General features: G+C 38.1%; 26 protein-coding genes. 1 reads left to right on the forward strand and 25 read right to left on the reverse strand.

The genetic code is table 11. The annotated features are described in order from the left end of the window. Positions 1-22 precede the first annotated feature (22 nt). From ABD682_RS04015 to ABD682_RS04125, 23 genes are all read right to left on the reverse strand, one after another. Positions 23-580 (reverse strand): DUF1572 family protein, encoded by a 558-nt coding sequence (locus ABD682_RS04015; protein ID WP_344739252.1) that lies wholly within the window; start codon positions 578-580, stop codon positions 23-25. Positions 581-688: 108 nt separating this feature from the next. Then, on the reverse strand, positions 689-982 hold the full coding sequence (locus ABD682_RS04020; protein ID WP_344739255.1) for a hypothetical protein: 294 nt from the start codon (positions 980-982) through the stop codon (positions 689-691). Positions 983-1,078: 96 nt separating this feature from the next. Then, positions 1,079-1,480, reverse strand: a complete 402-nt coding sequence (locus ABD682_RS04025) for a hypothetical protein (protein WP_344739257.1) — start codon at positions 1,478-1,480, stop codon at positions 1,079-1,081. Positions 1,481-2,008: 528 nt separating this feature from the next. Then, positions 2,009-2,161 carry a hypothetical protein gene (locus tag ABD682_RS04030; protein ID WP_344739259.1) on the reverse strand — a complete coding sequence of 51 codons (153 nt, stop codon included), beginning with the start codon at positions 2,159-2,161 and terminating at the stop codon, positions 2,009-2,011. A gap of 15 nt (positions 2,162-2,176) precedes the next feature. Further along, positions 2,177-3,421, reverse strand: a complete 1,245-nt coding sequence (locus ABD682_RS04035; RefSeq protein ID WP_344739261.1) for a metal-dependent hydrolase family protein — start codon at positions 3,419-3,421, stop codon at positions 2,177-2,179. A gap of 121 nt (positions 3,422-3,542) precedes the next feature. Beyond that, positions 3,543-4,328: a hypothetical protein gene (locus ABD682_RS04040; protein WP_344739263.1), complete on the reverse strand. Its 786-nt coding sequence runs from the start codon at positions 4,326-4,328 to the stop codon at positions 3,543-3,545. Between the two features lie 327 nt (positions 4,329-4,655). Further along, on the reverse strand, positions 4,656-5,360 hold the full coding sequence (locus tag ABD682_RS04045) for a hypothetical protein (RefSeq protein ID WP_344739265.1): 705 nt from the start codon (positions 5,358-5,360) through the stop codon (positions 4,656-4,658). 139 nt (positions 5,361-5,499) lie between these two features. After that, a complete protein-coding gene (locus ABD682_RS04050; protein ID WP_344739267.1) occupies positions 5,500-6,162 on the reverse strand; it encodes a hypothetical protein in 663 nt (220 codons plus the stop codon). Positions 6,163-6,176: 14 nt separating this feature from the next. Then, a complete protein-coding gene (locus tag ABD682_RS04055; protein ID WP_344739269.1) occupies positions 6,177-7,199 on the reverse strand; it encodes a hypothetical protein in 1,023 nt (340 codons plus the stop codon). 189 nt (positions 7,200-7,388) lie between these two features. Then, positions 7,389-8,363, reverse strand: coding sequence for a polysaccharide deacetylase family protein (locus ABD682_RS04060; protein ID WP_344739271.1), 975 nt, complete (start codon positions 8,361-8,363; stop codon positions 7,389-7,391). 6 nt (positions 8,364-8,369) lie between these two features. Next, positions 8,370-8,804, reverse strand: a complete 435-nt coding sequence (locus ABD682_RS04065; protein WP_344739273.1) for a GNAT family N-acetyltransferase — start codon at positions 8,802-8,804, stop codon at positions 8,370-8,372. Beyond that, the gene (locus ABD682_RS04070) at positions 8,801-9,718 is read right to left on the reverse strand and encodes an alpha/beta hydrolase (RefSeq protein ID WP_344739275.1); all 918 of its coding nucleotides are present in this window, start codon (positions 9,716-9,718) and stop codon (positions 8,801-8,803) included. Before ABD682_RS04070 ends, ABD682_RS04065 begins: the two co-directional genes overlap by 4 nt. 155 nt (positions 9,719-9,873) lie before the next feature. Beyond that, positions 9,874-10,566, reverse strand: coding sequence for a hypothetical protein (locus ABD682_RS04075; RefSeq protein ID WP_344739277.1), 693 nt, complete (start codon positions 10,564-10,566; stop codon positions 9,874-9,876). Positions 10,567-10,695: 129 nt separating this feature from the next. Then, on the reverse strand, positions 10,696-11,370 hold the full coding sequence (locus ABD682_RS04080) for a hypothetical protein (protein WP_344739279.1): 675 nt from the start codon (positions 11,368-11,370) through the stop codon (positions 10,696-10,698). 35 nt (positions 11,371-11,405) lie between these two features. Further along, entirely contained in the window at positions 11,406-12,299 is an 894-nt protein-coding gene (locus ABD682_RS04085; RefSeq protein ID WP_344739281.1) for a tetratricopeptide repeat protein, read from the reverse strand. 91 nt (positions 12,300-12,390) lie between these two features. Then, the gene (locus ABD682_RS04090; protein ID WP_344739283.1) at positions 12,391-13,362 is read right to left on the reverse strand and encodes a hypothetical protein; all 972 of its coding nucleotides are present in this window, start codon (positions 13,360-13,362) and stop codon (positions 12,391-12,393) included. Positions 13,363-13,453: 91 nt separating this feature from the next. Then, entirely contained in the window at positions 13,454-13,849 is a 396-nt protein-coding gene (locus ABD682_RS04095) for a hypothetical protein (protein WP_344739285.1), read from the reverse strand. A gap of 18 nt (positions 13,850-13,867) precedes the next feature. Beyond that, positions 13,868-15,283 carry an efflux transporter outer membrane subunit gene (locus tag ABD682_RS04100; RefSeq protein WP_344739287.1) on the reverse strand — a complete coding sequence of 472 codons (1,416 nt, stop codon included), beginning with the start codon at positions 15,281-15,283 and terminating at the stop codon, positions 13,868-13,870. 5 nt (positions 15,284-15,288) lie between these two features. Beyond that, positions 15,289-18,426 carry an efflux RND transporter permease subunit gene (locus tag ABD682_RS04105; protein WP_344739289.1) on the reverse strand — a complete coding sequence of 1,046 codons (3,138 nt, stop codon included), beginning with the start codon at positions 18,424-18,426 and terminating at the stop codon, positions 15,289-15,291. 13 nt (positions 18,427-18,439) lie between these two features. Next, positions 18,440-19,573: an efflux RND transporter periplasmic adaptor subunit gene (locus ABD682_RS04110; protein ID WP_344739291.1), complete on the reverse strand. Its 1,134-nt coding sequence runs from the start codon at positions 19,571-19,573 to the stop codon at positions 18,440-18,442. 6 nt (positions 19,574-19,579) lie between these two features. Continuing rightward, complete coding sequence (locus ABD682_RS04115; protein ID WP_344739293.1) at positions 19,580-20,080, reverse strand: GbsR/MarR family transcriptional regulator; 501 nt, start codon at positions 20,078-20,080, stop codon at positions 19,580-19,582. 130 nt (positions 20,081-20,210) lie between these two features. Continuing rightward, positions 20,211-21,230 (reverse strand): phenylalanine--tRNA ligase subunit alpha, encoded by a 1,020-nt coding sequence (gene pheS / locus ABD682_RS04120; protein ID WP_344739295.1) that lies wholly within the window; start codon positions 21,228-21,230, stop codon positions 20,211-20,213. Between the two features lie 243 nt (positions 21,231-21,473). Next, positions 21,474-21,830, reverse strand: a complete 357-nt coding sequence (locus ABD682_RS04125; protein ID WP_344739297.1) for a hypothetical protein — start codon at positions 21,828-21,830, stop codon at positions 21,474-21,476. Between the two features lie 73 nt (positions 21,831-21,903). On the opposite strand from ABD682_RS04125, the gene ABD682_RS04130 reads away from it, so the two are divergent. Further along, the gene (locus tag ABD682_RS04130; protein WP_344739299.1) at positions 21,904-22,446 is read left to right on the forward strand and encodes a CvpA family protein; all 543 of its coding nucleotides are present in this window, start codon (positions 21,904-21,906) and stop codon (positions 22,444-22,446) included. Positions 22,447-22,476: 30 nt separating this feature from the next. Here the strand turns inward: ABD682_RS04130 and ABD682_RS04135 are convergent, their stop codons facing one another. Together ABD682_RS04135 and ABD682_RS04140 are read right to left on the reverse strand one after the other, a co-directional pair. After that, positions 22,477-23,103 carry a carbonic anhydrase gene (locus tag ABD682_RS04135; protein ID WP_344739301.1) on the reverse strand — a complete coding sequence of 209 codons (627 nt, stop codon included), beginning with the start codon at positions 23,101-23,103 and terminating at the stop codon, positions 22,477-22,479. A 10-nt stretch (positions 23,104-23,113) separates the two neighbouring features. Then, positions 23,114-24,970: a SulP family inorganic anion transporter gene (locus ABD682_RS04140; RefSeq protein WP_344739303.1), complete on the reverse strand. Its 1,857-nt coding sequence runs from the start codon at positions 24,968-24,970 to the stop codon at positions 23,114-23,116. Positions 24,971-25,012: the final 42 nt, after the last annotated feature.

Genomic DNA, 25,012 nt, shown 5'->3' on the forward strand with positions numbered 1-25,012 from the left:
GGATGTTTTTGAAAAAGAATTACTATTTCAAATCATCTGAAAAATGCCCGCCGTGTTTCCCTTTGGAAAATTTTTGTTTATTGAAGGTTTTCGATTGGCCTTTTGGAATGGTCAAACTTTGCCAATTCTCATTTTTTATCATGCGACCAATATAAACGATCTGCCCTATGTGATAAGCATAATGTGCCAGTTGCCGATTTATAGCATCTGTGATGGTATGTTCCTGATTCCTAATGTAAACTTTAGTGTTAAAGTTATCTTCATTAATACTGTTCAGAGCCTTAAAAAGGCAAGCCCAGCCGTAATTCCATTTTTCTAAAAGTTCAGCTTTAGACCTTATAACGTTTTCAAATTCCAGATCGCGTTCTCGCCAAACTTTTTCGCCGTCTGAAATTAAAAAATCCGTCCAACGAGATAACATGTTTCCCCAAAGGTGATTTACAATAACAGCAATGGAATTGGAGGCCTCATTGTATTGCCAAAAAAGGTCGGCCTCATCGAGTTGATCAAAGGTTTTTTCGCCTACAGATTTGTAGTATTCAAACTGTTTTTTTGCGCTGTTTAAGTACTCTGAAGCCACTGAAATTGTTTTAACTTAAAGATACTAATAAAAAAACAAGAGTCCATTAATAGCTAACCTTAAAACTAAAAACGGACTCTTTACAGTGGAATTACATTAAATTCCAATTTATAATTTCGAACTTACATTTTCACCATATTGGTTGGTCCAAATGCCATTATTAAATTCAATAAGTCCCAACGCATCATGATAAAACCGATTACCATAATCACCGGAGGTTTCTATCCCCATGATATAGTCAGGAACACAAATCGACATGCCATTTTCCCTGATCTGGGTATAACCTTCATCACAGGGATCGGTATCACACGCCTGGAAAACAAAATAAAAAACAAGAATTTGGGCAAAAAAAAGGAACTTTGGAAGTAAACTAATGAGCTGTTGGTTTGTTATTAGTTTCATTGAAAAAATTGAATATTGTAATTAATGCTTCCAATATAAACCAAAAAATTCTTACAAAAAAATAAATTAGATGAAGTGCAATAATCAAAAATGAAATTAATATTTAATCCCTACGCGAGCACACAAATGAAGCAAATGGTTAAGGTCGCTTTCACTTTCCGGAGCTTTCAATTTACGTTCTTTGCCGTTCTTTAAAACCAGTACGCAGCGTTTTCTACCAAAAAAAGAGCGTATTTTAAGTTTTTTGATCTGTTTAAGCTTAATTTTTTCCGCGGCCGATTTCCGCATCAGGAAAAAACCAAGGCAGCAAACAGCAACAATTCCCAGGCTCGCCCAAAGTGTTTGAAAATAGCTCACCGGCTCATCAGGTCTGTTATACATTCTAATCAAGGCATTCAGAACGGTTAAAACCATTAAACCTTTGTAAATAAGATACTGGGTTCGTAGATCGTCATAAATCTCAATAGCGCGATCGGATTCGTTGTAGGCAATAGACATGGCGTTAGTTATTATTTTGGGTAACCAAAAGTGCAGATTTGGGGGCTGCCTGGTCTGTGTTAGTTTGGGGTTTTAGTTCGTTATTTAAGTATAAATTACTTTATATCAGAACAATATAATAAATTAATTTTTAAAGTTCCTTAGTCTAAATCTACAAATTACCAGGGCTATACCGTTCGTCGGAAAAATTCTATTTTCTTGGGCGTTACCACTCCTGCGTCGCGGTCGGGCTATCCGCTGCAAGTCCTCGCTCGTTCCTCGCTGTGGGCTTTTCGCTACTATCCCTGCCTGCCGGCAGGCAGGCCTAACGCGGGCCTCTTTGCCGGGGTCTTTTTTTATCGCAGGAGTCGTCATTAAGAGCACAAGCGGCGTAATCTTTCGAACAGGAGTTCTGATGTTGAGATTACCACGTCGCTGCGCTCCTCCTAATGACGTTTCTATTTGGTCATTGCCACCAACTTGTCATTCCTGCGAAGGCGGGAATCTCATTGTTATTGTGTGTGAAGTCAAGCAATCTGTTTCATGAGATTACCACGTCGCTACGCTCCTCGTAATGCCGTTACGTTCGTCAATTCCAACAGCGTGAATTAATCTGAAGTTAGGAATTTCTTTGTTGAGATTACTTCGTCGTTCCTCCTCGTAATGACGTTCCAATCCGTCATTGCGAACAGCGTGAAGCAATCTACATCATAGAATTTAATCTTTATAAATCACCCCATCCTTCATGACAAAGGAAACATCTTTCATCACTGAAATATCCTTCAACGGGTTACCTTTAACCGCAATAATATCGGCCAAAAATCCGGTCTTTAACACCCCAAGATCGTCCAGATCGAACATGTGTGCATTCCCGGAAGTGGCAGAAACAAGAACATCCAAAGGTTTCATGCCAAAATCTACCATCAATTCCATTTCGCGGTAGTTTTCACCATGTGGAAACACCCCAACATCACCACCAAATACAATTTTAACACCGGCGTCCAATGCACTTTTAAAAGAAGCGCGTTTCTGCTTGATGCGTTCCGGCTCAGGATCTACATCTTTGCGCCAACCTGAATATCTGCTAATAGCATCGCCGGCAGCAATAGTAGGGCATAAGCCAACACCTTTAGATTTCATGAGTTTAAAAACTTCCGGTGTGCCACCGTCGCCATGTTCAATGGTTCTTACACCCGCATTAATGGCGCGCAACATACCCTCCGGAGTTCCGGCGTGCGCCGTAACATATTTTCCGGCACTTTTGGCTGTGGCCACCATAGCGTCTAATTCTTCCTGTAAAAAGGTAGCGTGCGAGGGTTCGCCCGAAGCCCAACGGTAATCGGCATATACTTTAACCTCGTCAATACCATGTCCCATTTGGCGGCGTACCGTTTCAATACATTGGGGCACGCCACTAGCGGTTTCGGCACCAAGCGGCACGGTAACACCCTCATGAAATCCTTTAGGCCCATAAGCTCCTGTAGCCACAATAGCCGGTCCTGCAACTAATAATCTTGGTCCTGGAATGATACCCTCATCAATAGATTTTTTTACAGACAGATCCGTATAACCGGCACCTTCCGATCCCAGATCACGCATCGTGGTTACACCCGCCATCAACGATTTTTTAGCATGATTCGTAGCTCGGATAGCGCGTTCAGCAGGCGACTCTTTCAATACCTGAACGTTCCATGAGGTTTCATTATAAGGATGCAATAAAATATGTGAATGCCCTTCAATAATACCGGGCATTAAGGTTGTTCCTGCAAGATCTATGGTTTTGGTAAATTTTAGATTAGCAGCTCCCGATGAAGGACCGGCATAGGTAATTTTGTTTCCGGTAATTACAACCACCCAATGGTCGTGCATGGTTTTGCCATCAAAAACGCGTTCGGGTTGCAGTAGTGTTTGAGAAAAGCCTAGTTGAATAAAAAAGATAAAAAGGAGTACAGCGTATTTCATTTGGATCAGTTTTGAATCATACTAATCTACAGTTTATTTTTAAATTAATCGGATTCAATAAAATTTTCATCCTGCTAACAAATCACCGGGTTTACCCGAATTCAAACCTGAAACCTAATTCTTATTGGTAATATTCTAAAGTGATGTACTTCTGTTCATCAACAGACGTATATTTTATCACATTGCCGTAGGGATCATATTCAAAAGTATAATTGTAGGTTTGCCCATTTTCTGTTCGGTCTATTAAGTTACTATTTGAGATGAACATGTTAGGGATATTATAAATACGATAATTCCAGTACAACAAACTCTGTGTTTTCAGTCCGCTATCATCCCATTTAGAGAAGGTATGTTCCCTAGAGGAGCTAATCGCGTTGTTAGAACCATACCAAATCTCAGTCCATTTAGTTAGGTTACCCGTTACGTCGTGGTTGTAAATTTTTTCACTTGATTTTGTACCATCTAAATTATAAAAGATGATAGACTTAATGAGGTTATTTAAAAACGTGTATTCAAAGGTTTGATTTTGGAATACGGTACCATCATCTTTATAGATCTTATAAGAGCCGGTAGCCTGAGTATCACTAAAATTATCATAATTGATATCAGTATTTATCACACCGGTGTTTGGAACATAAGTGCGCTGGAGTGTTCTTGTGAGCATATCTCCGTTATAAAAGAAATACGTTGAATCTAAGTCGATTTGATTACTGGTTTGCGTTAGAAGCTCAATTTGTTTTTTGTCGTTGTAAAAGAATTTCTGCCAAAACCCATCACTATTGGTAACTTGTTTTAAAAGGCGTGCTTTAAAAATAGGCTGATTTCCTCCCTGAATATCGTTTTTAGAGGAACAAGACGTAAGTAATAATAGGCTAATAAAAACAAAAAGGAAATGAGTGTATTTCATGATATAATTTGGGTGTGTGGAATATTGATGATTTATTTAAAACGAAAATAGTAAAAAATGACTTACAAAAAAAGTTTCGATTTTTTATTGGAATCGAATGCTAGAAATGTCACAAACTTGTTAAATTTTCATTTTTAAATTCTAAATGGTAAGGCTTTCCCGGTTTAATGATTTTCTATTTTTGATTTAGGAGGCTAGCGCTGGCCGTGAGTCAATTATCGGAATTTCACTCTAAGATAGGAAAAAGTAGAAAATTCTACTATTATGCCTGTTTTCAAAAAGTAAACCGGAAGAAGAAATTAATAAAATGAATTTTGGACAAGCTTTTTATTCAATCGGTTTAAAGCCTGATCCGGTCCAAATGTCTTGAGTAACCTCACAATAGGCACAGACTTCGATAAGGTTTTTTGAGGTATCAATGGCTCCAAAATTTTTAATGATCATGTTACTTTCCTTTTTGAATTCTGAACCTAAAGATGTGATAAGTCCATCGAATATTTTTCCAGTTTTTCTATCGACTAAAACACCGGTTTGACACGACGTTCCGCAGCCCCAGATAACCATCGTGTAATGTCCTGCGAAATTTATACCATTAGCACAGGCTTCTTTTATTCTGCTTATAAATTGCTTTGCTTCAGGGTTTGTTGAAAAGTCAGGATCTGCTAATGGACCATGGTATATTTCAGCAGGAAAGTCCTCGAAAGTGGTTTGTGGGCTGTATTTTCTGTATATTTCAACCTGATCGGTATCCTTTCCAATAATGACATCATGACCATAACTGTTCAGGAAATTGTAGTCAGGATAGGTAGCTTCTTCACTTTCATCAATAATTTTTATTTCGGCAGATTTGTTTCCAATAATCAAATAGTGATTCGTATTTATTAAGGTATCCTGCGCATTATCAACATTTGGAATTTCTGTATTTTGAGCTTCTTGAGAAACCATTTCTGCGTTTATTTTACTCTTGTCATTTTTAGATTGCTGACAAGTCAGAAGTAATAAACAGCTTAAAATTGTAATAAGGCGATTCATTATAGTTTAAGTTAAATGGTAACAGGTTAACAGCTAATTTAGCAAATAAAAGGGAACCTAAAGAAAATGATTACCTGTTTAATTATGGGTTATTTGGTTTATTAATGCCTAGGAAGTCTTAAAGAAATCAGCATTACATTCAATTTTGCATCATACGATTGTAATCTGCCCTAGTTCCATAGTAGTTGTAACCTTCTAAAGAATCTATTTTCCAGTTATTATGCTCCTTTTTAGCAGCTATTTTGTAAAACATTGGAGCGTAATCTCCACCTATCTTCATGGATAAACTAAAATGGGCAAGGTTATTTTCAATATTTAAATGGTTAATTACCAAGGTTTTCCAAAACTTATCAGGATAATCCTGGCAATTGCACCAATCATCAGCTTCAGAATCCCAAACCGTAATACCATCATTTATATTTCTCCATTTAATTCCAGCATTTTTTATCGATTTATCCAAGATCAAAGCAATAGATTTATGATGCTTTATAAAGTCGGTGGTAAAGAACTTTGAACTTTTGAACATGGCCATATTTTGATCATACTTGTTCCAATCTATTCCGGTGAAAATACTATCCGATTCTTTATCAAATTTATAGGGGAATTCCGTTAGATGTTTTTCATAATGCCAGGTATATGCTGCTCTTATTAAAGACGTTAATGCCAAGCTATCGTTATCTACAGGTCTGGAAGTTTTTTTATTTTTAACATATACTTCATCGTTTATTTTGTTTATATTTTTACAACCTATTATCAGTGTCAAGACGAGCATTAATAGGATAGAAGCTGGTTTTAATTTCATTTCGTCAGGCTTTTTTAATTTAGATTTTGAATAGAGGAAGTTATTCGGTCTTTAAATTCAACTTTATTGTCAATATGTAAGGCCAGGTTCTTATACTTACGTTTAATTCCATAAAGCCCGGTAAGGGTATTTTCTTCCTTGAGGCGAATGATAACATTATGACTTTCCAACGAACCTAAAATAGATAGTTTTCGCGTTTTTTTATCCAACTCTATGTCCTTTGATGTAAGTTCTACGCTATCAATTTGAGCTATATCAATAGTTGTTTCGTTCATAATACCGTATCGAAGGAACACCTTATCATTTTCTATAGCTATAGGTCTTTTGTATATCGACCTCAAAAACCCGAATAATTGAAATCCCGAATAAACGCTCAAAAAAGACAAGATCCATGCGGCGATGTCACTCCATTTTAAAAGCAATTTGTGAAGTACAAAAGTTTCAATGGCGACAATACCTATAATGGCGACTAAGAGCCCTATGGTACCGCTTTCTTTATGGTAAGAGTATTCATTGTCCTTAAGGGGTCTTTTTTTCCAATAAATAAATCCGTAGTAAAAAACAGCTATTTCGGTAACCACAGGAATAACCGCCCCTTTCGGAAGGATTTCGTAACAGGTATTTTTTAAGGTGGTGTAGAAGTCAATGGAGGGATTTTGACTGGCCTTGTAACCCTTGATGGCCTGACTTACCTTATAGATCACGAAGGATACTATTGAAAGTTCTACAACAGGAAAAACCCTGGTTTTAAAAAGATTAAGATAGTGTTGATTTTGGCTAGGTAAAATCACGGATCCAACTACCATGCCTAAAATCAGAAAAGGAACAATCGTGGTCTTGGGAATATTTGTTTTTCTAATTAACAGGAAATAAACGAAAGGAACAGTAAGTAACAGATCAAACGTTATTCCTATTGAAAGTTGGTTTGGATTAGAGTAAAATAAAGATGACTTTGCCAGGAGGATCATCATTCCGATAATGAGTAACGGAATTCCAAAAATGATCAGGTTTCTCTTGAGACTGAGCGTTTTGGTCATTGTTTGTTTTGTTGCAAAATTAAGAATATTAATTAGCAATATTACCTGAAACGAATGTTTTTCTTACAGAAATGAACTAAGTAATAAAGGATATGTGGTATTTTGTTTTGATCTAATAGCATATCTCCATAATACGTATAACTGTGCTTAGACCGGGTTTTAATTTTTCCAGATAAGCCTTAAATCTATCTACAAGCCAAGCTTATCCATTTTATCTTTTTCATATCGACTATCTTCAGCGGGATATCGTAAGGAATTATTATAATTACCACTTTGTTTGGCTAGAGAATAAATTAAACTTTCACCTGCAAATTCAGTACGGGGGATGTCCTTAAAAATGTCATCTTTATAAGCTTTATCAGCATCGGTAACATCCCAACCTTCTTCCTTAAATCGCTCAATGAGATTGCCCAGGAATAATGCGGATGTTAAGTTGTGGTGCAACAAAATAACATGATGAATATGGTTTTTATTGATTTCAAAAGATAGCTTTTCATAATAATTAGCACGTTCTAAAATATGCTGTAAGTAAAAGTCCCGGAACTTTTCAATAGCCGTGTTTTCAAATCCTAATTTTCGAATTTTGTTTATTAAACGTTGGTTTATATACCAATCTGAGGTGTCGATGGTTACATATCCGTTATGATAGCCATATGCGGCCAGTATGTTTCTAAGGCTATCAACTTTTGTTTTGTTTTGGCCTTCTTTTAAATATGGAAAACGAAATAGTTTTATACTGTTTTTAAATTTTGAAATGATTGTGTCTGTTGCTTTGAGTTCTTGTTCAAAAACATTGGCATTGTTCTTTTCAGCATTAAAGTTGGGATGCGTAAACGTGTGGTTTGCAATTTTATGACCATTTTTCGTCCAGCTTTCTAGTAAGAATTGACCATTTTCGTCTAATTTGTTTTGGCCGGTAACAAAAAATATAGCTTTTAAATCTTCTTCTTCAAGATGCGTCAAGATCATTTGATTCCACTCCTTGAATGGAAATCCTGCAATGTCCTGTGTTGAACCATCATCAAAAGTAAAACTTACTGTTGGTTTACCGGTTTCAGATTTATTAATGCTTAGTGGCTCTTTTTCAGCATAATTGTTTTTTCCGTCCTTGCAACCTAAAACACTTAGAATTAATACGAAAATTATACCTGGGAGTATCTTCATGTTTGCTTAAATTAAAGGCTTTACAAATTTTATGTGTGAGTCTGTAAATCCAATGGATTTATAAAAATGAAGCGTTTCTGTTCTTACTTTATTTGAAGTGACTTCCAATTGGAATACTTTTTTCTTTTTTAATAAGGCAATTAAATAGTCAATCAAAATGCTTCCGAATTTTTTTCTCCTGAATTTCTTAAGAATAAATAATTCTTGAATTTCGGCAATCATACCATTATGGTGCAGGAGGTTTTGTAAATGACAACTTAAAAATGCGGCAGGTTCATTTTGATAAGACCCAATCAGGTAAATAATTTTTTGGCTCTTGAGATTCTCTTCAAAGATCACACGCATTTTTTCTTTATCAAAAGACACCTCTTCCAATTCACAAATAAAGTGGTAAACAGTTTCAAAATCTGATAACGTAGCCGGCTTGATATTTAAAGTCATTTATGATAAATATATCGGAGTCCATTGGTAAACCCAACACCAAAAATAGTTCGATGTGTTTCGTTTTGTTTGACTTCGGATTTTATATCCAGGTTGGTAACATTTTTGTTTTTTAGAAGGTGGATAAAATCGATCTGAAGGTCGTCTATTCTGGGTTCCAGTTTTCCGGAAGCCATATATAATATCTTCTTTGAGGTATACTCCAAGTTTTTATTTTTCACTTGATTAATCATCATATTGTCTTTGAACCAAAGCGAAGGACTCAACAATAAATATCTATGAAATAATTGGGGCTTACTTAACAGCACATATGTGCCAAAAAGTCCCCCATAAGAATGCCCGTAAATTGCCCGATCGTTTTCTTTTACACGCAACTTTTTTTCAATAAATGGAAATAATTCATTCTCCATGAACTTACAGAACAGGGGAGCACCACCGGTAGGATCAATAGTTTTATTATGACTAATTTTTAGATCTGGATCATTGACGGGGGTTAAATCTCTGCTTCTAAGTTGGTAAAAGCTGTCGTAATCCGTATTGTATGCTATACCAACCACCAGGATTTTAGGAATTAGTTTATCCTTAATGAGCCTCTGAACAATATAACTCACACCACCAAAATTAGTTTCGGCGTCAATGACATATAAGACAGGATAATGTTGCTCCTTCTCCTTAAAATAACCTTTAGGATATGAGATTTTTAATTGATACGTTTGCCCGTTAAAACTTGAAGTTATTTCTTCTGTAGCTGTATTAGCGAGTGTAACATAAGTGGATTTATCAGGTCTGTTTTTAAGTGCGTTTATCTGAACTTTTAAACTGTCATTTTCAGTTTTTAACTTATCTAATTCGGGGTTTTTGTCTTTACAGGCAATGATGAATAAGATCGTAAAGAGGTATATGATTTTTTTCATTTTACATTGGAGCCAATAATTAGTATCTGGTTTGAGGAGGATTTAAGGACCAAATTAAGGAATTAAAACCGAATCGTAGGAAAATCCGTAGGATTTTCCGGAGAGGCAAGAACCAAGCAATGAATTTTAGACGTTGTTGGCAAACGTATTTTATTTTAATAGACTATTTCAGTTATGATTAATCGCTTAATAAAATAGTCGTTTAAATCGACTTTAGATTCTAACATTCGTTTAGCAATAAATTTTGGGTCAATCGTTCCAGCTGCTTCACGTATATCAAGATAGTCAACAAGAAAATCCGATTTTTTTGATATTGAATTTAATGCTCTTGAATAACTACCAAAATAATTTATATCAATCCAATTTTTTCGAGATTCGATTATTGAATCCTCATTTATTGGTTCTTTATTTAGAAAAGATGATTCTGAAGTACTATAGTCAAAAGTTCCATCTGGCATTAAATATTTCTGCTTGATTTTTAACATGGGAACATTGCTGTTGCTTAAAGTCAATTTTTCTGGGTTACGTTCAATCCAAATTGAATCTGGAACGCTATAGATTTCTAATCTCAGATTGCTTTTTTCGAAATATTCTCTGGTGTTTTTCGATATTTTTTTCCAGTATTCCGTTTGTTCTTTTGATAATTCTGTTAAGAATTGTTTATAGGCTTTTTTAGTATTTAAATTTGGATATTGCCTTTTTAGGAAGTCAGATTCAAAGTCATTTACGAGATAAGTCAGAGTTTCGCTGTTTTCTTTTCCCAATATCTTTTCAAATTCTGCTATATCTTTTTCGTTTGAACAACTAAAAGTCAGAAGTAATATTATGATTAAAATGATGAATTTCATTGTTCGGTCATATGTTTACCCAACGTTTTGTGTAAGATTTGTTGCGATTTTAAGTAACCAATTTAGCAAAAAAACTAACCTTAGGAAAATCCGCAGGATTTTCCAATAGGCAAGAACCTAGCAATGAATTTATCCCTTTGTTATTAGCGCTTCACCGTGAAACGGACAGTAATTCCACGAGCCATTCAGCAATTCATTATCTACCGGACAGGTTTTTAAGGGTAGCAAAGATCCTATTGGAAATTTCCAAATGAAATTCTTTTTACAATAAGCTAATTGGATCTGTCCTTTGGTAAGCGGATCTGCAAGCCTTTCGTTTGAATCCTTTCTATCTGAAAAAACATAAAAATTCATATTCTCCCCTAGTTGCCCCATCATATTTTTTAAAATCGGTTTAAAGGCAGATAATAAATTTTGAATGTTCGGATTTAAATTATTGGTCTCAATCGGCCTGTAAACAACATTATCTGTATCTATAATCTTAATGGTTTTTGCGATACTATCTGAAGGTGTATATGTAAGGCCTCCAAAAGGGCCTACTTCACCATCAACAACGGCAAAAATTACATAAGGATCCAGTATTTCTAAAAGTTCTTCTATTTGATCTTCCTGCATCGTCTTTTCACGCTTAAAAGTAACCTCCCAGAATTCTTTAGGAATCCACCAGGTCAAATTAATTTCACCTGCTTCTGAGTTGGTCTTCTGTATCTCATTAATAAATTTTTCGAAGTTAACCTCCTGAGAAATTGCCATACTGCAAGTAAGCAAGCCAAGGGTAAATAGTAGTGTGATTTGTTTTTTCATTTATATTCGAATTTTGGTTAATGTCAAATACCTTTTCAATTTCTTAATTCCGCTATCTGCTGTTTTGCAAATTCTCTGGCTTCTTCGTCGCCAAATTCAACGACCTTTTCATAATATGCGATGGCTTTTTCCTTGTTACCTTTTTGTCTATATCCAAGGGCAATATTTCCAAGAACGATGTAATCTTGAGGGCTAATTTTTTCAGCACGTAAAAGCACTTCTATACCATTGTCGTAATCACCTGTAAGTAAATAGGTTATAGATAAATTAGATAAACTCTCAATGTGATCAGGATAGTATTGTAAAACTTTATTGGCGATTTGCCTCATGTTTTTAAGGAGTTCGTCATTTCCGGAATTGTATAATTGCAACTGATAGTTCTGAATATCCAGAAGAAACTCTTGCTCTCCACCATCATAACTTAAGTTGTTAGTCCAGGTCCATTCGTTGTTATTTTTTGCGGAATAATCGATTGTTTTTAAAATTTCGGAGGTGAAATTTTCCCAATCCATAGTTTGCCCGTATACATAGATTTTACCAAATCTCATATCGAGTCGGTTTGGGTAAAGGGCAATGCCTTCATCGATTTTTTTCAATCCTTTCAATAATTCTGATTGCTTGTAATGAATTTGACCTTCTAAATAACCGGCGTTTTGATTGATGCTGTCTTTTATTTCAATACTTTCTCCTTTTGGTTGCTCTTTGGTAAATACGATCCCTTCAACTCGGGATTTCATGAAATGATAATTGAAGTAACTCGTGAAAAGCTCGGCGTCCTTTGGGTTTATTGACTCCCATTTTTTTAAGGTTTTTAATTGATTTAAAGTATCATTTGCCTCAAAATAGTTTTGAAATTCCTTCTGATAGTCTTGACTAAATGCTATTTGTGAAATTAAGATCACAAGCAAAGTTTTAAATGTTTTTGTCATTCTTTTTTTAAAAATGATGCCAAAGGTTTGGCTACGATTTTGTAAGGCCGGCTATTATAAATTATAGACCTGTTCGCAAACCGTTATTTTATTAATTGGTTGTGCCTATGATTATTAAATTCCTATTAACGTTTGTTGAATTTATTGCTACAACAGAGTTTGTATTCGTTGAAATAGTTGACTTTAAAATGCCTAAATATAAATTCAAACGGTTCGAACTTACCAGATTTAGATAAATGCCATTTTTGTAGATGGTATTGCCAAATACGGTTACAAGTCCAAAAGTTTCTCCATTTGAGGTGTCAGAAACCGTCTGTGTATTCAAATCAATTATGCCTGGTTTTGCGCCACCTAAAGAGCCCGAAACAGGTTGCATTATTGCTAATTCAGAATTGTTTATAGCAGCTAATCTACTACCATTGATGGAACTTAAATGGGTTACTGATTTATTGTCAAGATCCACTATTAAGAAACCTTCTCCCCAGGTCGAGATATATAATTTTGAATTAATTCTTTTCATTGAACTAACTTTATCCTCGTTGAAAGAAATTCCTAATTCAGTTACTGAATTATCTTGAAGGTTAATGCTGATAAGGTGCTTTGTTGAATTATTCATCAAAACATTTTCAGATAAAATTCCAATGAGATTATTATTGTCCCATGATAGAGCAAAAATTCCTCTTTCTTCTCCATTTATTGTTGAAGGTAGAACTAAAGGTATTTTTTGAGTGGTTCCATTTTGCCTATCAAATACCAAAAGATTATTAGTAGGTAAAGGATTATAAATGTATTCAATGGCATATATTTTATCTGCTGAAGCCGTTATTGAGCTTGTTCCTAAAAAGGTGGCATCACTTTCTTTTTCGATGGCGGCGGTTAAAGTAATAGCTCCGGTATTATTGCCTATTTCGAAAACATTACCACGATCAGAAACCGCAATTAATTTAAAGTCATCAGTAATAATTTTGGGTTGCTCTTTAGGCAGTTCTTCACTGGAACTGCCACAGGATAGAATTATCAAAAATAGCAGGCTTAAAAGGGCTGGGGATTTCGTCCTTTTCATAATTGTTTAATGGTTGTAATCTTAACTTGAGGGTCAATATACTCAAAAAAATCTTACAAAAAAATAAAAATGAAAAAGGGTGATGTGAAGCCTATTTCACCAAAACACCCTTAACCGCCATTAAAGGAATAGGCTGTAACGCTTTTTTATTAATAGTGTTCTTACGGAATAGATAGGTTTTATCGAACATTTGATTTCCAATAAAAAAGGAGACCTTGAACTGGTTGTTAAGTGCAAACAATTCCTCGGTCATCAGTTCGATCTTTGCATAACTTTTTTTAGGAAGTTTATCTAGTTTTTTACGGAAGGTAGCGGTTTTTTTAGTTTCAGAATAGCCGTTGCTCACAATAAGCACGAGCTCCAGATCTTCCTCCCGATCGTTAATGATATAAGCATTCCAATCGTCAGTATTGTAAACGTCGTTATGCTCGTTCACCACAGCGATATAAACCTGGTCCACTTTCGGGATATGAATGTCTTTTTTCATAATTATAAAACCAAAAACCTATTGTACACCACCACCTAAAGCTTCATATAAAGTCACGGCGCTCAACAATTGTTGTAGTTTGCTGTCAATTACATTAAGCTCGGCATTCAGAGCACTTTGTCTGGCCGTTAATACATCCAGATAGTTGGCAAAACCATTTTCCAGCAAGGCTTCGGAATTCTTTTCCGCCTGGCGCAAGGCAACCACTTCATTGTTGCGGTAATCGTATTTTTCTGTTTCAGCTTTATAGGTATATAAGGCATTCGATACCTCGTTACCCGCTGTTAAAAGCGTTTTTTTGAAATTTAGTAAGGCTTGTTCCTGTTGTGCTTTGGCTACTTCATACTGGGTTTTTACCCGACGCTGGTTAAAAATGGGTTGGGTTAAACCACCTACAATATTGGCGAAAAGTGAATTAGCATCAAACAGTTTATCCAGTTCCAGACTTTGTAATCCACCGGTAGCGTTAATGGTAAGCGATGGATAGAAATTCGCACGCGCTACATTGGTTAGCTCAAAGTTTTGAACCAAATTGAACTCGGCGGCCTTAACATCCGGGCGATTGGCCAATAACTGTGCAGGAACACCTGCGGTAATATTGGTATCGATATGTTGTGCGCTCAAGGAATCCCGTGCTATGGTTTGCGCCGGTTTTCCTAATAAAATACTCAATGCATTTTCCGTCTTAAAGATGGCTGTTTCCAGATCTACCTGTAACGCCTTTGCATTATTATATTGGGCGATATTACGATCTACCGCTACTTGAGTCACCTGCCCGGCTTTTTTCAAGGCTTTGATGGTCTCTACACTATTTCCCCGGGTTTTTACCGAGGTTCTGGTCACTTTTAACTGGGCATCTAAAGCCAATAACCGGTAATAGGTACTGGCAATAGTGGAGATCAACCGTGTTTTTACCGCTTGATGTGCGGCTACCGTTTTTAAATAATTAGCTCCGGTAGCTCGTTTATTACTGCGGATCTTTCCCCAGATATCAGCTTCCCAAGATAGGTTTGCCGAAGTTTCAAATTGCTCGATAGCCCCGTCGAAGAACGAACCAAACTGACTGTTTTTTGATAATTCCTGATGGGTCATTGTGGCTTTAGCACTCAAACTTGGTAAATAACCTGCTTTCCCTTGTTTCATATAAGCCTCCGCAGCGATCATTTGCTGCATGGCGATACGAATATCCAGATTATTTTCTAGCCCTTCGGCGATATATTGCTTTAAATATGAGTCTGTAAACAAGGTTTCCCAGGGTACACTGGCCATGGAAATACTGTCATTAGGCAACATATCCGTACGATACAGATTTTCGGTGCTATTAAACTCCGGGCGCTCATAATTTTTTGCCACGAAACAACTGTGTAGTGTTAGGGCTAACACCAACATCAGACCTATTCTGCTTATCACTTTATATTTTGAAATACCTCTCATGGTTCTTAGTCTTCAATAGTTTTAATTGGGGCTTTGGTTGATACTTTTTCATGTACCCATTGGAATGCCACGAACAACATCGGGATCACGAAAATACCTGATAAGGTTCCAACGAGTAATCCACCTACGGCACCTGTACCAATGGAGCGGTTTCCTAATGATCCCACACCTTTGGCTAATACCAACGGCATTAATCCGATGATAAAAGCGAAGGAGGTCATCAATATAGGACGTAATCTTGCTTTGGCACCATCGATACTGGCTTGTAATATACTTTCATGCTGTTTCATTCTGCGCTGACGTGCAATTTCAACGATCAGAATTGCATTCTTCGCAAGTAATCCAATCAACATGATCAGTGCAATCTGGAAGTAAATATTGTTTTCTAGTCCCATTAGTTTCGCACTCAAATATGCTCCAAACACACCCAAGGGTAATGACAGAATCACCGCTAATGGCAGGATATAACTTTCATATTGCGCACAGAGCAGGAAGTACACAAACAAAATACTCAATATTAAAATAAATGTTGTTTGATTACCTGCTTTAACCTCTTCAAGGCTTAAGCCGGAATAGGCCACGGTATAGTTGTTTGGCAGTTTGGACGCTTCTTCATCGATCACCCGAATAGCATCTCCGGTACTAAAGCCGGGATTAGTGGCTCCGGTGATTTTTGTTGAATTGAATAAATTGAATCGGGTTACCGATTGCGGTCCGTAAACGCGTTTTAAATTCACAAATTGCGTAATGGGCGCCATGGCTCCGGATCCGGTGCGCACATACATGCTGTTCAAAGATTCCGGGTCGGTACGATCTTCCGGTAACGATTGAATATATACACGGAATTGTTTTCCGAAGCGTTCAAAATCTGAAGCATACACGCCACCTATATAGCCTTGCAAGGTTGAAAAAATACTATTAATAGGAACGCCTTTCTCTTTAGCCAGGGGCACATTGACTTCCATTTCATATTGCGGATAGTTCGTGTTGAACGAAGACTGCGCATATTGTATTTCCGGATGCTTCATCAAAGCACCAATGAACTGTTTATTGGCAGCATCAAGATCTTTGAAACTTCCTCCGAAACGGTCCAATAAGTTCACCTCAAATCCGGCCGAGTTACCAAAACCGCGGATACTCGGTGGTGCGAAGAAAATAATATTCGCATTCGGAATGGTAGCTGCTACACCAAATAAGCGTTTTGTAATGGCATCAGTAGATAGAGAATCCGCTTCACGCTCACTCCAATCTTTTAATTTAACAAAACCCATAGCATAGTTACTTCCGGAACCACTAATTAAACTTCGCCCGCGAATGAACGACATATCTTCAACACCCGGAACCGGAACGATCTTTTTATACAGATCATGCGTCACCTCACTGGTTCGGTCTAAGGAAGCTCCCGGCGGTAATTCGATATTCGTAAAAATGATACCACGATCTTCATTAGGAACAAATCCTTTAGGAATGGAATTCGACGTCCAGAAAATCCCAACTAAAGCCAAAATCAAAAATCCGATAGGGATCCATTTCTTGCGATTCAAGAACTGTAAGGAATGTCCGTATTTGTTCACCGTAGCATTAAAGCCACGGTTGAAAGCCACGGAAAAGCGTTTGAAAAAGCCTTTATTGGCCAGTGAATCTTCGTCATGAGGTTTTAAGAACAGAGCACAAAGCGCCGGACTTAATGTTAAGGCATTTACCGCAGAAATTAATATCGCAATAATAAGCGTTACCCCAAACTGGTTGTAGAATACGCCGGTTGGACCTTCAATAAAGGTTACAGGAACAAATACCGCAGCCATCACCAGAGTTATCGAGATGATCGCTCCAGATATTTCATGCATGGCTTGTATGGTAGCCTTCTCTGCATCCTTCTCACCTTGATCGATCTTTGCATGCACAGCTTCTACCACTACAATAGCATCATCCACTACAATACCAATGGCCAGAACTAATGCGAATAAGGTTAAGAGGTTGATGGAATACCCAAACAAATTCAGGAAGAAGAAAGTACCAATGATCGAGACCGGTACGGCTATCGCCGGAATAAGGGTCGATCGGAAATCCTGTAGAAATATGAATACCACAAGGAACACCAGCAGGAAGGCTTCCATAAGGGTAGATACCACTTTTTCAATAGAGGCTGATAAGAACAAACTGGTATCATAAGGAATGAAAATATGCAGGCCTTTCGGGAGATCTTTTTCTATTCTTGACAAAGCCGATTTAACGTTCTCTATGATCTCCTGAGCGTTCGATCCTTTGGTTTGAAAAATACCCATGAATACGGCAGGATGTCCTAAACTTACAGCATTTGAATCATACGATTGGGCGTCTAGTTCAATATCTGCAATATCATTCAAGCGCAGGAACTGACCGTTATCAAGGGCCTTGATGATGATATCTGAATATTGTTTTTCCGTTTGAAAACGACCTTTGTAACGGATCACATATGAAAACGCTTCGCCATTATTTTCTCCCAATGATCCGGCAGAAGCTTCCAGGTTCTGCTCGCGCAACGCCGCTGTTACGTCTGAAGGAATCAAATTATAGGTTGCTAATTTTTCAGGTTTTAACCAGATACGCATTGCGTAATCCTGTTGCGAGAACACACCCACATTACCAATACCATTGATCCGCTGTAATTCAGGAACCACATTTATTTTCAAATAATTTTGAATAAAGGTGGCGTCGTAAGTATCCGTGGTTGAATATAAAGACAAAAACATCAAGGCACTGGTTTCCTCTTTTTGCGTCAGGATCCCACCTTGTTTCACCTCTTGAGGTAAAAATGGATTAGCACGAGCAACACGATTCTGAACGTTTACAGCTGCAATATCGGGGTCTACGTTCTGATCAAAATATACGGTAATATTGGCGCTCCCGTCGTTAGAGGCCGATGAGGTAATATAGGTCATGCCCTGTACCCCGTTGATCTGTTCTTCAATAGGAACCACCACACTTTTTAGTACAGTTTCGGCATTGGCACCCGGATAACTGGCACGCACCTGAATGGTTGGTGGCGCAATGTCAGGGTATTGCTCAATGGGTAGGGTCGAGATACTTATAAACCCCAGCATCAATATAATTATGGAAATGACTGTAGAAAGTACAGGTCTTTCAATAAATTTCTTTAACATAGGATATAAGTTTCTAGTTTCTGAATAAGGTTTTGATCGGCTTTACGATGCTATCATAAGCCGTTTGCTGAGGCGTAATGGGCATTTCACTGCGTAATTTACCAACACCATTGGCTACAATGGTATCCGAATTTTTAAGGCCGGATGCAACCACGTAAAGATTGTCGATGTCGGCTTTCACCTTAATTACCGCGGCGCTAACCGTGTTGTCCGGTTTTAATTTGTAAACCAGGATTTTGTTTTGCTCTTCAAAGGTTGCCGCTTGTGGGATCACCACCGCATCTTTATAGGTGGTAGGAATTCTAATAGTACCACTGTTTCCGTTGGTAAGCAACTGATTAGGATTGTCAAAAACAGCTCTGAAGTTTACCGTTCCGGTTTCATTATTCAATTGTGCTGAAGCTGTTTGAATAGTGCCTTCCTCTGAATAGGTTTCACCATTAGCAAGGATCAATTGTACTTTCGGGAAGTTCTTGATCTTTTCATCCAGGGTTTTTCCGGGCGTTTTCTGTAAGAAGTCCAGATAACTTATCTCGTTCATGCTAAAAAAAGCATAAACCTGACTGATATCGCTAACCATGGTTAAAGGGGTGGGATCGTTCGGTCCGATCAAAGCGCCTTGTCTAAAATTTATTGTCCCCACATAACCATCAACCGGACTCTTTACAGTAGCGTAATCGATATTCGCTATGATACTGTTGTAATTAGCTTTCGCCTGAGCGAGATTGGCTTTAGCGGTTTCCAATTGTACTGCACTTATAATGTTTTGATCTACTAAAGGCTTTATTTTATCAACTTCTACCTGAGCTACATTAACTCGTGCTTTGGCGGCGTCGGCATCCTGACTCAATGCCTGGGTCTCTAATTTAAAAAGGGTCTGACCTTTGCGGACAGGCTGTCCTTCGTCTACCAGCACGTTCTTTACATAACCGGAAACTTTGGCACGAACGGCACTACTCACGATCCCTTCAATATGTGTAGGATACGATTCAAAACCTGTAATCGTTTTGGGTTGTAATACCGCTACCGGAAAAGAGGCCGGGGGGCGGTTAGCCTGCCCACCAGAATTGGCATTGTCTTTACAATTAAAGAACAACAAGCTTATTAAGCCGGCCGCCAAAAGGGGAATTAAGTACTTCTTTTTCATAGGGAGTTAATTAGTTTTATGTCTTAGGGTTATTTTATGTCGCAACTCAGAAACAGAGTCCATCGCTTCATCCAAAAACTGGATGTAATCGTCGTGTAAATCCGTATCAAATTTTATAGATTCATCTGAGATATTTTCGTTTTCATGCTCTTTATAGGCCTTAATTTCTTGATGTAAGGCTTTTTGGTCAGACCAGGAAGCTATCATTTTATCAATACCCTGGATCACCATGTCCTTATTGATGATAAAATATTTCTTTCGGTCGCCCGGTTTTGTAAAGTAGGTGATCTTTTCTAAGTTCTGCAGGTGATTCAGGTGGGTGGAAATACTACTTTTACTTGCTGCTAATTGCTCAACAAGATCCTCGAAGGTCGTCCCGGCTTTTCCTGTAAGGATAATAAACGCCAGGATCCGCGAGGCCAATGGGGCCAGGGACTCCGTGTTCTCCATAAGAACGCCGAGCTTTTCAACCAGATTCTGTTTTTGTTTACAAATTTGTTTTTCCATAGCATCTTTGAGTTTGCAAAGATACATATTGGTTCGTTTTGTACCGAACTAAACGAAGTTAAGAAAATGTTAAAATAAAAAACCGAAGTTATTAGCTTCGGTTATAATTTATTTAAAAGTAATAGTTTAGTTACAGCGCACTCTTGAATTGCTCCAAAAAGCGTACGTCATTCTCACTTAACAAGCGGATATCACCAATTTGATGCAATAACATCGCGATGCGGTCTATGCCCATACCAAATGCAAAACCGGAATAGGTTTTTGAGTCGATGCCACAGTTCTCCAAAACGTTCGGATCAACCATACCACAACCCATTATTTCCAGCCAACCGGTACCTTTGGTAATACGGTAATCAATGTCGGTTTCCAATCCCCAGTAAACATCAACTTCAGCACTTGGTTCTGTAAATGGAAAGTACGACGGACGTAAACGGATCTTACTCTTACCAAACATCTCTGTGGTAAAGTGTTGTAAGGTTTGTTTCAGATCGGCAAAACTCACATCCTTATCAATATACAAGCCTTCTACCTGGTGGAAAAAACAGTGCGAACGCGCCGAGATCGCTTCATTTCTATAAACGCGGCCCGGAGAGATCGTGCGAATAGGAGGTTTATTATTTTCCATGTAACGCACTTGAACAGAGCTCGTATGCGTACGCAATAAAATATCCGGATTCGTTTGAATAAAAAAGGTATCCTGCATATCGCGCGCCGGATGATATTCCGGAAGGTTCAACGCGGTAAAATTATGCCAGTCATCCTCAATTTCCGGACCTTCACTCACATTAAAACCAATGCGTGAAAAAATATCAATGATCTGGTTTTTCACGATCGATATCGGATGTCTTGCCCCAATTTCAATAGCAGCACCCGGACGCGAAAGATCACCATAATATCCTTTGGTATCTTCCTTTTTATCCAAGGCCTCTTTTAGGTCGTTAACGCGGTCTTCCGCTGCCTTTTTCAAAGTATTCAGCGCCTGTCCGTATTCTTTTTTCTGGTCGTTCGCCACGCTTTTAAAGTCGGCAAAGAACTGGTTCAGCAAGCCTTTTTTACCTAAATATTTTATGCGGAATGCCTCAACCTCCTCTTTGGTCTGCGCTTTAAACGCTTTCGCTTCGGCAATATGTTCCTTTATCTTATCTATCATAAGTTCCAAAAATGATGGCAAATTTAATCAAATTATCCGCAAAACGAAGTGTTCGGCAGCAACTTATCCCAAAATCTAATCCATTGATTTTCTGTTTTTGGGCGTTCCGGTCCCGCCTTCCGGGGCGGTACCGTCGGGCTTTCCACTATATCTTTTTTCTCCTGACGTCAAAAAAAAGGATGCCGTTTCAATCCCTGCCTGCCGGCAGGCAGGCCTAACGCGACTCCAATCGGCGATCCCGATTCACGAAATAAATTCAGCTTCTAAAAAGTAGTTTACTATGGCCTCTTTCATCAATAAGCTCTGTTCACCGGCCTTCAATGGCGGGAGTTGTTCCAAAGCCTTATAATGAGGCCATCCTTCATCATCAACAAAATCCAGTTCGTAATAGCCGTACGGCATCAAAAGTTTGCAAATGGCAATATGCATGAGGTCAAGTTTCTGATCCTTCTTAAATTTCCGGTGAAACTGACCCAATTCCTGAACCCCGATCAGGTAAATTATAGCATCCAGATCCAAAGGATCTCCATCAGCAAATTTTTCCGATAATTTATGCACCACCTGCTCCCAGCGCGCCTTTAATTGTTCGTCTCTAGACATAATAATTTTAAAGTTGCAAAGTTAATAAACCTACTTGTGACTATTATATTATATTTGTTTAAATGCTTTGCTTATGAGTGCAATCGACATTGTGTTACTGATCCTGATCGGCTTCGGAATTTGGCGTGGTTTTAAAAACGGACTATTTGTAGAGATAGCCTCCATTGTGGCTCTGGTAGCCGGTGTTTTTGGGGCTATTTATTTTAGTCATTATGCCGGCGATTTTCTTAAAGAACAAACCAGCTGGGAGGAAAAGACCATACAGGTAGCTGCCTTCATCATTACCTTTGTTATCATTGTTGCGGCCATTTCACTGGCCGGAAAAGCACTTACCAAACTGGCCGATTTTGCTGCGCTGGGGATTATCAATAAAATTTTTGGAGCCGTTTTTGGTGCCCTCAAGATCGCTTTGATCTTGAGTATTATTCTGGTGATTTTTGATCGCCTCAACAAGGAAATACCATTTATGGAAAAATCCGATCTCGAAGGTTCCGTACTTTACATACCCGTTAAAAGTTTGGTGCCTGCAATCTTACCAAACATTCTTACTATTAATGGCGAATTGGTAAATATGGAAACTGAAAAGGCCAAAGAAGAAGCAAATGACACCCCTTAAAAAAAGCCTGCAATAAGCCTTTTTTCTTTTTTAATCCAGATGGTAAATTTCCATGATGTCTTTAAGATAATTCTCAAAATCTATTTTCAGATCAATAAGTTTTCCGGTATGCACATCAAAAACCCAACCATGAACTTGTAAACCACGTGCCCGGTAAGCCTTTTGTACTGCTGCCGTTTTAATAAGATTTACACATTGTTCCTTTACATTTAATTCAACCAGGCGGTCGTATTTCTTATTCTCATCCTTTATTTCGTTGAGCTCTACTTTATGTAATCGATAGACATCCCGAATATTACGCAACCAACCATTCAAAACACCAAGATCAGCGGATTGCATAGCCGCTTTAATACCGCCGCAGGCATAATGGCCGCAAACCACCACATGTTTTACTTTTAAATGGGTTACGGCGTATTCCACTACCGACATGGCATTCAGGTCGATTCCCGAAACCATGTTGGCTATATTCCGATGCACAAAAACATCGCCGGGCCCCAAACCCATAAGATCTTCAGCCGTAACACGGCTATCGCTGCAACCAATATAAAGGAACTCCGGACTTTGCCCTTTTCCTAATTCCTTAAAATAATCGGGGTCTAAGGAGAGTTTTTCCTTGATCCATTTTTCGTTGTTTTTAAATACATGATCTAATGTCATAAGCGGCGATTTAAGAAGTTAATTCATTTTGTTTTACCCATTTCAAACAGTTGTTAAGATCGTTAAAAAGGTGATCAACAGGGACTAAATCCGGAATGATATCAATACGCTCCATCATGTATCTGGGCTGCTTTAACAAACCTACGAAAAGTATTTGAATGTTTTTATGGCTAAGTTCCAGAAGCATATCTTCCAGAGCATAAAGCCCCGACTGATCCATATATTGCATGCGTCCCAGCCTGAAAATAACCACCAGAGCCGTTTCGGGAATTTGTGCTGCCAATTGTTGAAAATCACTTGTTGATCCAAAAAATAAAGGGCCTTTAATATGTTTTATAAATACTTTGTCCTGAAGGCTCGCAGGAAACTCACCTGGTAAATTATTTTCAACGTTAAGAGGTTTTACTTTACTGCGCTTACCCGTGAGATCACCAATTTTTTTCATGAATAGCAATGAGGCAATGATCAAACCAATACCTACAGCATAAACCAGATTCCAGAATGTTGAAAGACCAAGTACAATGAGCATAATAAGTACTTCAGAACTGAATTTTATTGGTCCGAGTGAAATATCTTTTGGTAAACTTCCAATGGCTTTTAAGCCTTTATAATCCATCACGCCAATACCAACTGTAATCAGGATTCCGGCCAATACAGCAGCCGGTATCCTGGAGGCTATTGGCCCCAGACCTAAAAGGATAATTAATAGCATCACTCCGGCGATCATCCCGGATAATTTGGTTTTACCGCCCGATGAAATATTCACTACCGTTCTGATGGTTGCTCCGGCCCCGGGAATGCCACCAAATACAGCGGCGATACTGTTACCAATGCCCTGACCAACTAATTCCTTATTAGGTTTGTGTTTGGTTTTGGTCATGTTGTCTGCTACTACGCTGGTAAGCAGAGAATCGATTGCTCCTAAAAGCGCCAGGGTTAAAGCGGTGAAAATATAAGGTGTAATACTACTCAGATTAAAACTGCTAAAAATTTCGAGATTAGGCATTGGCAAACCACTTGGTATGGCTTCTATGGGGCGATAATTCAAACCAAAACCAACAGCAATGCCAGACATCACTAGCAAGGCTACAAGTGTGCTTGGTACAGCCTTTGTGATCCGCTTAAAACCATAAATAATAAATATAGTTCCCAAAGCCAATAGTAATTCTAGCCAATTAATATTTTGTAGTGCCTTGGGCAAGATTTTTAAAGCGCCTAAAGCACCTGAGGCTTCTTTACCAGCCAACGTTTGAGATTCTTTATAAATATCGGCTGCAGTGCTTTGTTGTGCACGCCGTATAGTTTCTTTAAAGTTTTCTAGCACTAAAATGCCTTCACCGGCTTCCTCCTTTAAAATGTTTTCCAGAATAACCTCTTCAGCCTGAGGTTTGAAAGTTTCAACATAGGCTTTGTCTTCTTTAGGATAATAACCCAATGATGGAGAGATTTGGGTAAGCAGGATAATGACCCCAATGGCTGTCATAAAACCTGAAACTACCGGATACGGGATATACCGAATGTATTTTCCTAAGCCTATTACACCAAATCCGATTTGCATAAAACCTGCCAATAAAAATACAGTAAGAATAACAGGTAAGGCCTTATCGATATCACCGTCGTTGGCAGCGATTATAGTTGCAATAACAACCATACTAACTGCCGTCATTGGGGCGGTTGGACCTGATATCTGGGTGTTAGTTCCTCCAAAAAGTGCTGCAAAAAAACTTATGAATATAGCACCGTAAAGCCCTGCGGTTGGACCCAGGCCCGAGGAAACACCAAAAGCCAGAGCCAGAGGTAAAGCTACAATACCTGCGGTAATACCACCAAAGGCATCACCTTTGAGATTAGAAAAAAAGTGTTTCATTTTGAGTTTTAGTTTGTTGATTATTTTTTGGTTGCTAAATGT

The sequence above is a fragment of the Gaetbulibacter aestuarii genome, assembly GCF_039537665.1.
Lineage (GTDB): Bacteria > Bacteroidota > Bacteroidia > Flavobacteriales > Flavobacteriaceae > Gaetbulibacter_A > Gaetbulibacter_A aestuarii.

Coding starts and splice junctions, on each gene's coding strand:
- ABD682_RS04125 (WP_344739297.1), bottom strand. CDS start 21,830: ATGTCTAGAGACGAACAATTAAAGGCGCGCTGGGAGCAGGTGGTGCAT.
- ABD682_RS04075 (WP_344739277.1), bottom strand. CDS start 10,566: ATGAAATTCATCATTTTAATCATAATATTACTTCTGACTTTTAGTTGT.
- ABD682_RS04095 (WP_344739285.1), bottom strand. CDS start 13,849: ATGAAAAAAGACATTCATATCCCGAAAGTGGACCAGGTTTATATCGCT.
- ABD682_RS04050 (WP_344739267.1), bottom strand. CDS start 6,162: ATGAAATTAAAACCAGCTTCTATCCTATTAATGCTCGTCTTGACACTG.
- ABD682_RS04135 (WP_344739301.1), bottom strand. CDS start 23,103: ATGACATTAGATCATGTATTTAAAAACAACGAAAAATGGATCAAGGAA.
- ABD682_RS04040 (WP_344739263.1), bottom strand. CDS start 4,328: ATGAAATACACTCATTTCCTTTTTGTTTTTATTAGCCTATTATTACTT.
- ABD682_RS04130 (WP_344739299.1), top strand. CDS start 21,904: ATGAGTGCAATCGACATTGTGTTACTGATCCTGATCGGCTTCGGAATT.
- ABD682_RS04035 (WP_344739261.1), bottom strand. CDS start 3,421: ATGAAATACGCTGTACTCCTTTTTATCTTTTTTATTCAACTAGGCTTT.
- ABD682_RS04060 (WP_344739271.1), bottom strand. CDS start 8,363: ATGAAGATACTCCCAGGTATAATTTTCGTATTAATTCTAAGTGTTTTA.
- ABD682_RS04090 (WP_344739283.1), bottom strand. CDS start 13,362: ATGAAAAGGACGAAATCCCCAGCCCTTTTAAGCCTGCTATTTTTGATA.
- pheS (WP_344739295.1), bottom strand. CDS start 21,230: ATGATAGATAAGATAAAGGAACATATTGCCGAAGCGAAAGCGTTTAAA.
- ABD682_RS04025 (WP_344739257.1), bottom strand. CDS start 1,480: ATGTCTATTGCCTACAACGAATCCGATCGCGCTATTGAGATTTATGAC.
- ABD682_RS04100 (WP_344739287.1), bottom strand. CDS start 15,283: ATGAGAGGTATTTCAAAATATAAAGTGATAAGCAGAATAGGTCTGATG.
- ABD682_RS04085 (WP_344739281.1), bottom strand. CDS start 12,299: ATGACAAAAACATTTAAAACTTTGCTTGTGATCTTAATTTCACAAATA.
- ABD682_RS04115 (WP_344739293.1), bottom strand. CDS start 20,080: ATGGAAAAACAAATTTGTAAACAAAAACAGAATCTGGTTGAAAAGCTC.
- ABD682_RS04140 (WP_344739303.1), bottom strand. CDS start 24,970: ATGAAACACTTTTTTTCTAATCTCAAAGGTGATGCCTTTGGTGGTATT.
- ABD682_RS04110 (WP_344739291.1), bottom strand. CDS start 19,573: ATGAAAAAGAAGTACTTAATTCCCCTTTTGGCGGCCGGCTTAATAAGC.
- ABD682_RS04020 (WP_344739255.1), bottom strand. CDS start 982: ATGAAACTAATAACAAACCAACAGCTCATTAGTTTACTTCCAAAGTTC.
- ABD682_RS04055 (WP_344739269.1), bottom strand. CDS start 7,199: ATGACCAAAACGCTCAGTCTCAAGAGAAACCTGATCATTTTTGGAATT.
- ABD682_RS04065 (WP_344739273.1), bottom strand. CDS start 8,804: ATGACTTTAAATATCAAGCCGGCTACGTTATCAGATTTTGAAACTGTT.
- ABD682_RS04080 (WP_344739279.1), bottom strand. CDS start 11,370: ATGAAAAAACAAATCACACTACTATTTACCCTTGGCTTGCTTACTTGC.
- ABD682_RS04045 (WP_344739265.1), bottom strand. CDS start 5,360: ATGAATCGCCTTATTACAATTTTAAGCTGTTTATTACTTCTGACTTGT.
- ABD682_RS04105 (WP_344739289.1), bottom strand. CDS start 18,426: ATGTTAAAGAAATTTATTGAAAGACCTGTACTTTCTACAGTCATTTCC.
- ABD682_RS04070 (WP_344739275.1), bottom strand. CDS start 9,718: ATGAAAAAAATCATATACCTCTTTACGATCTTATTCATCATTGCCTGT.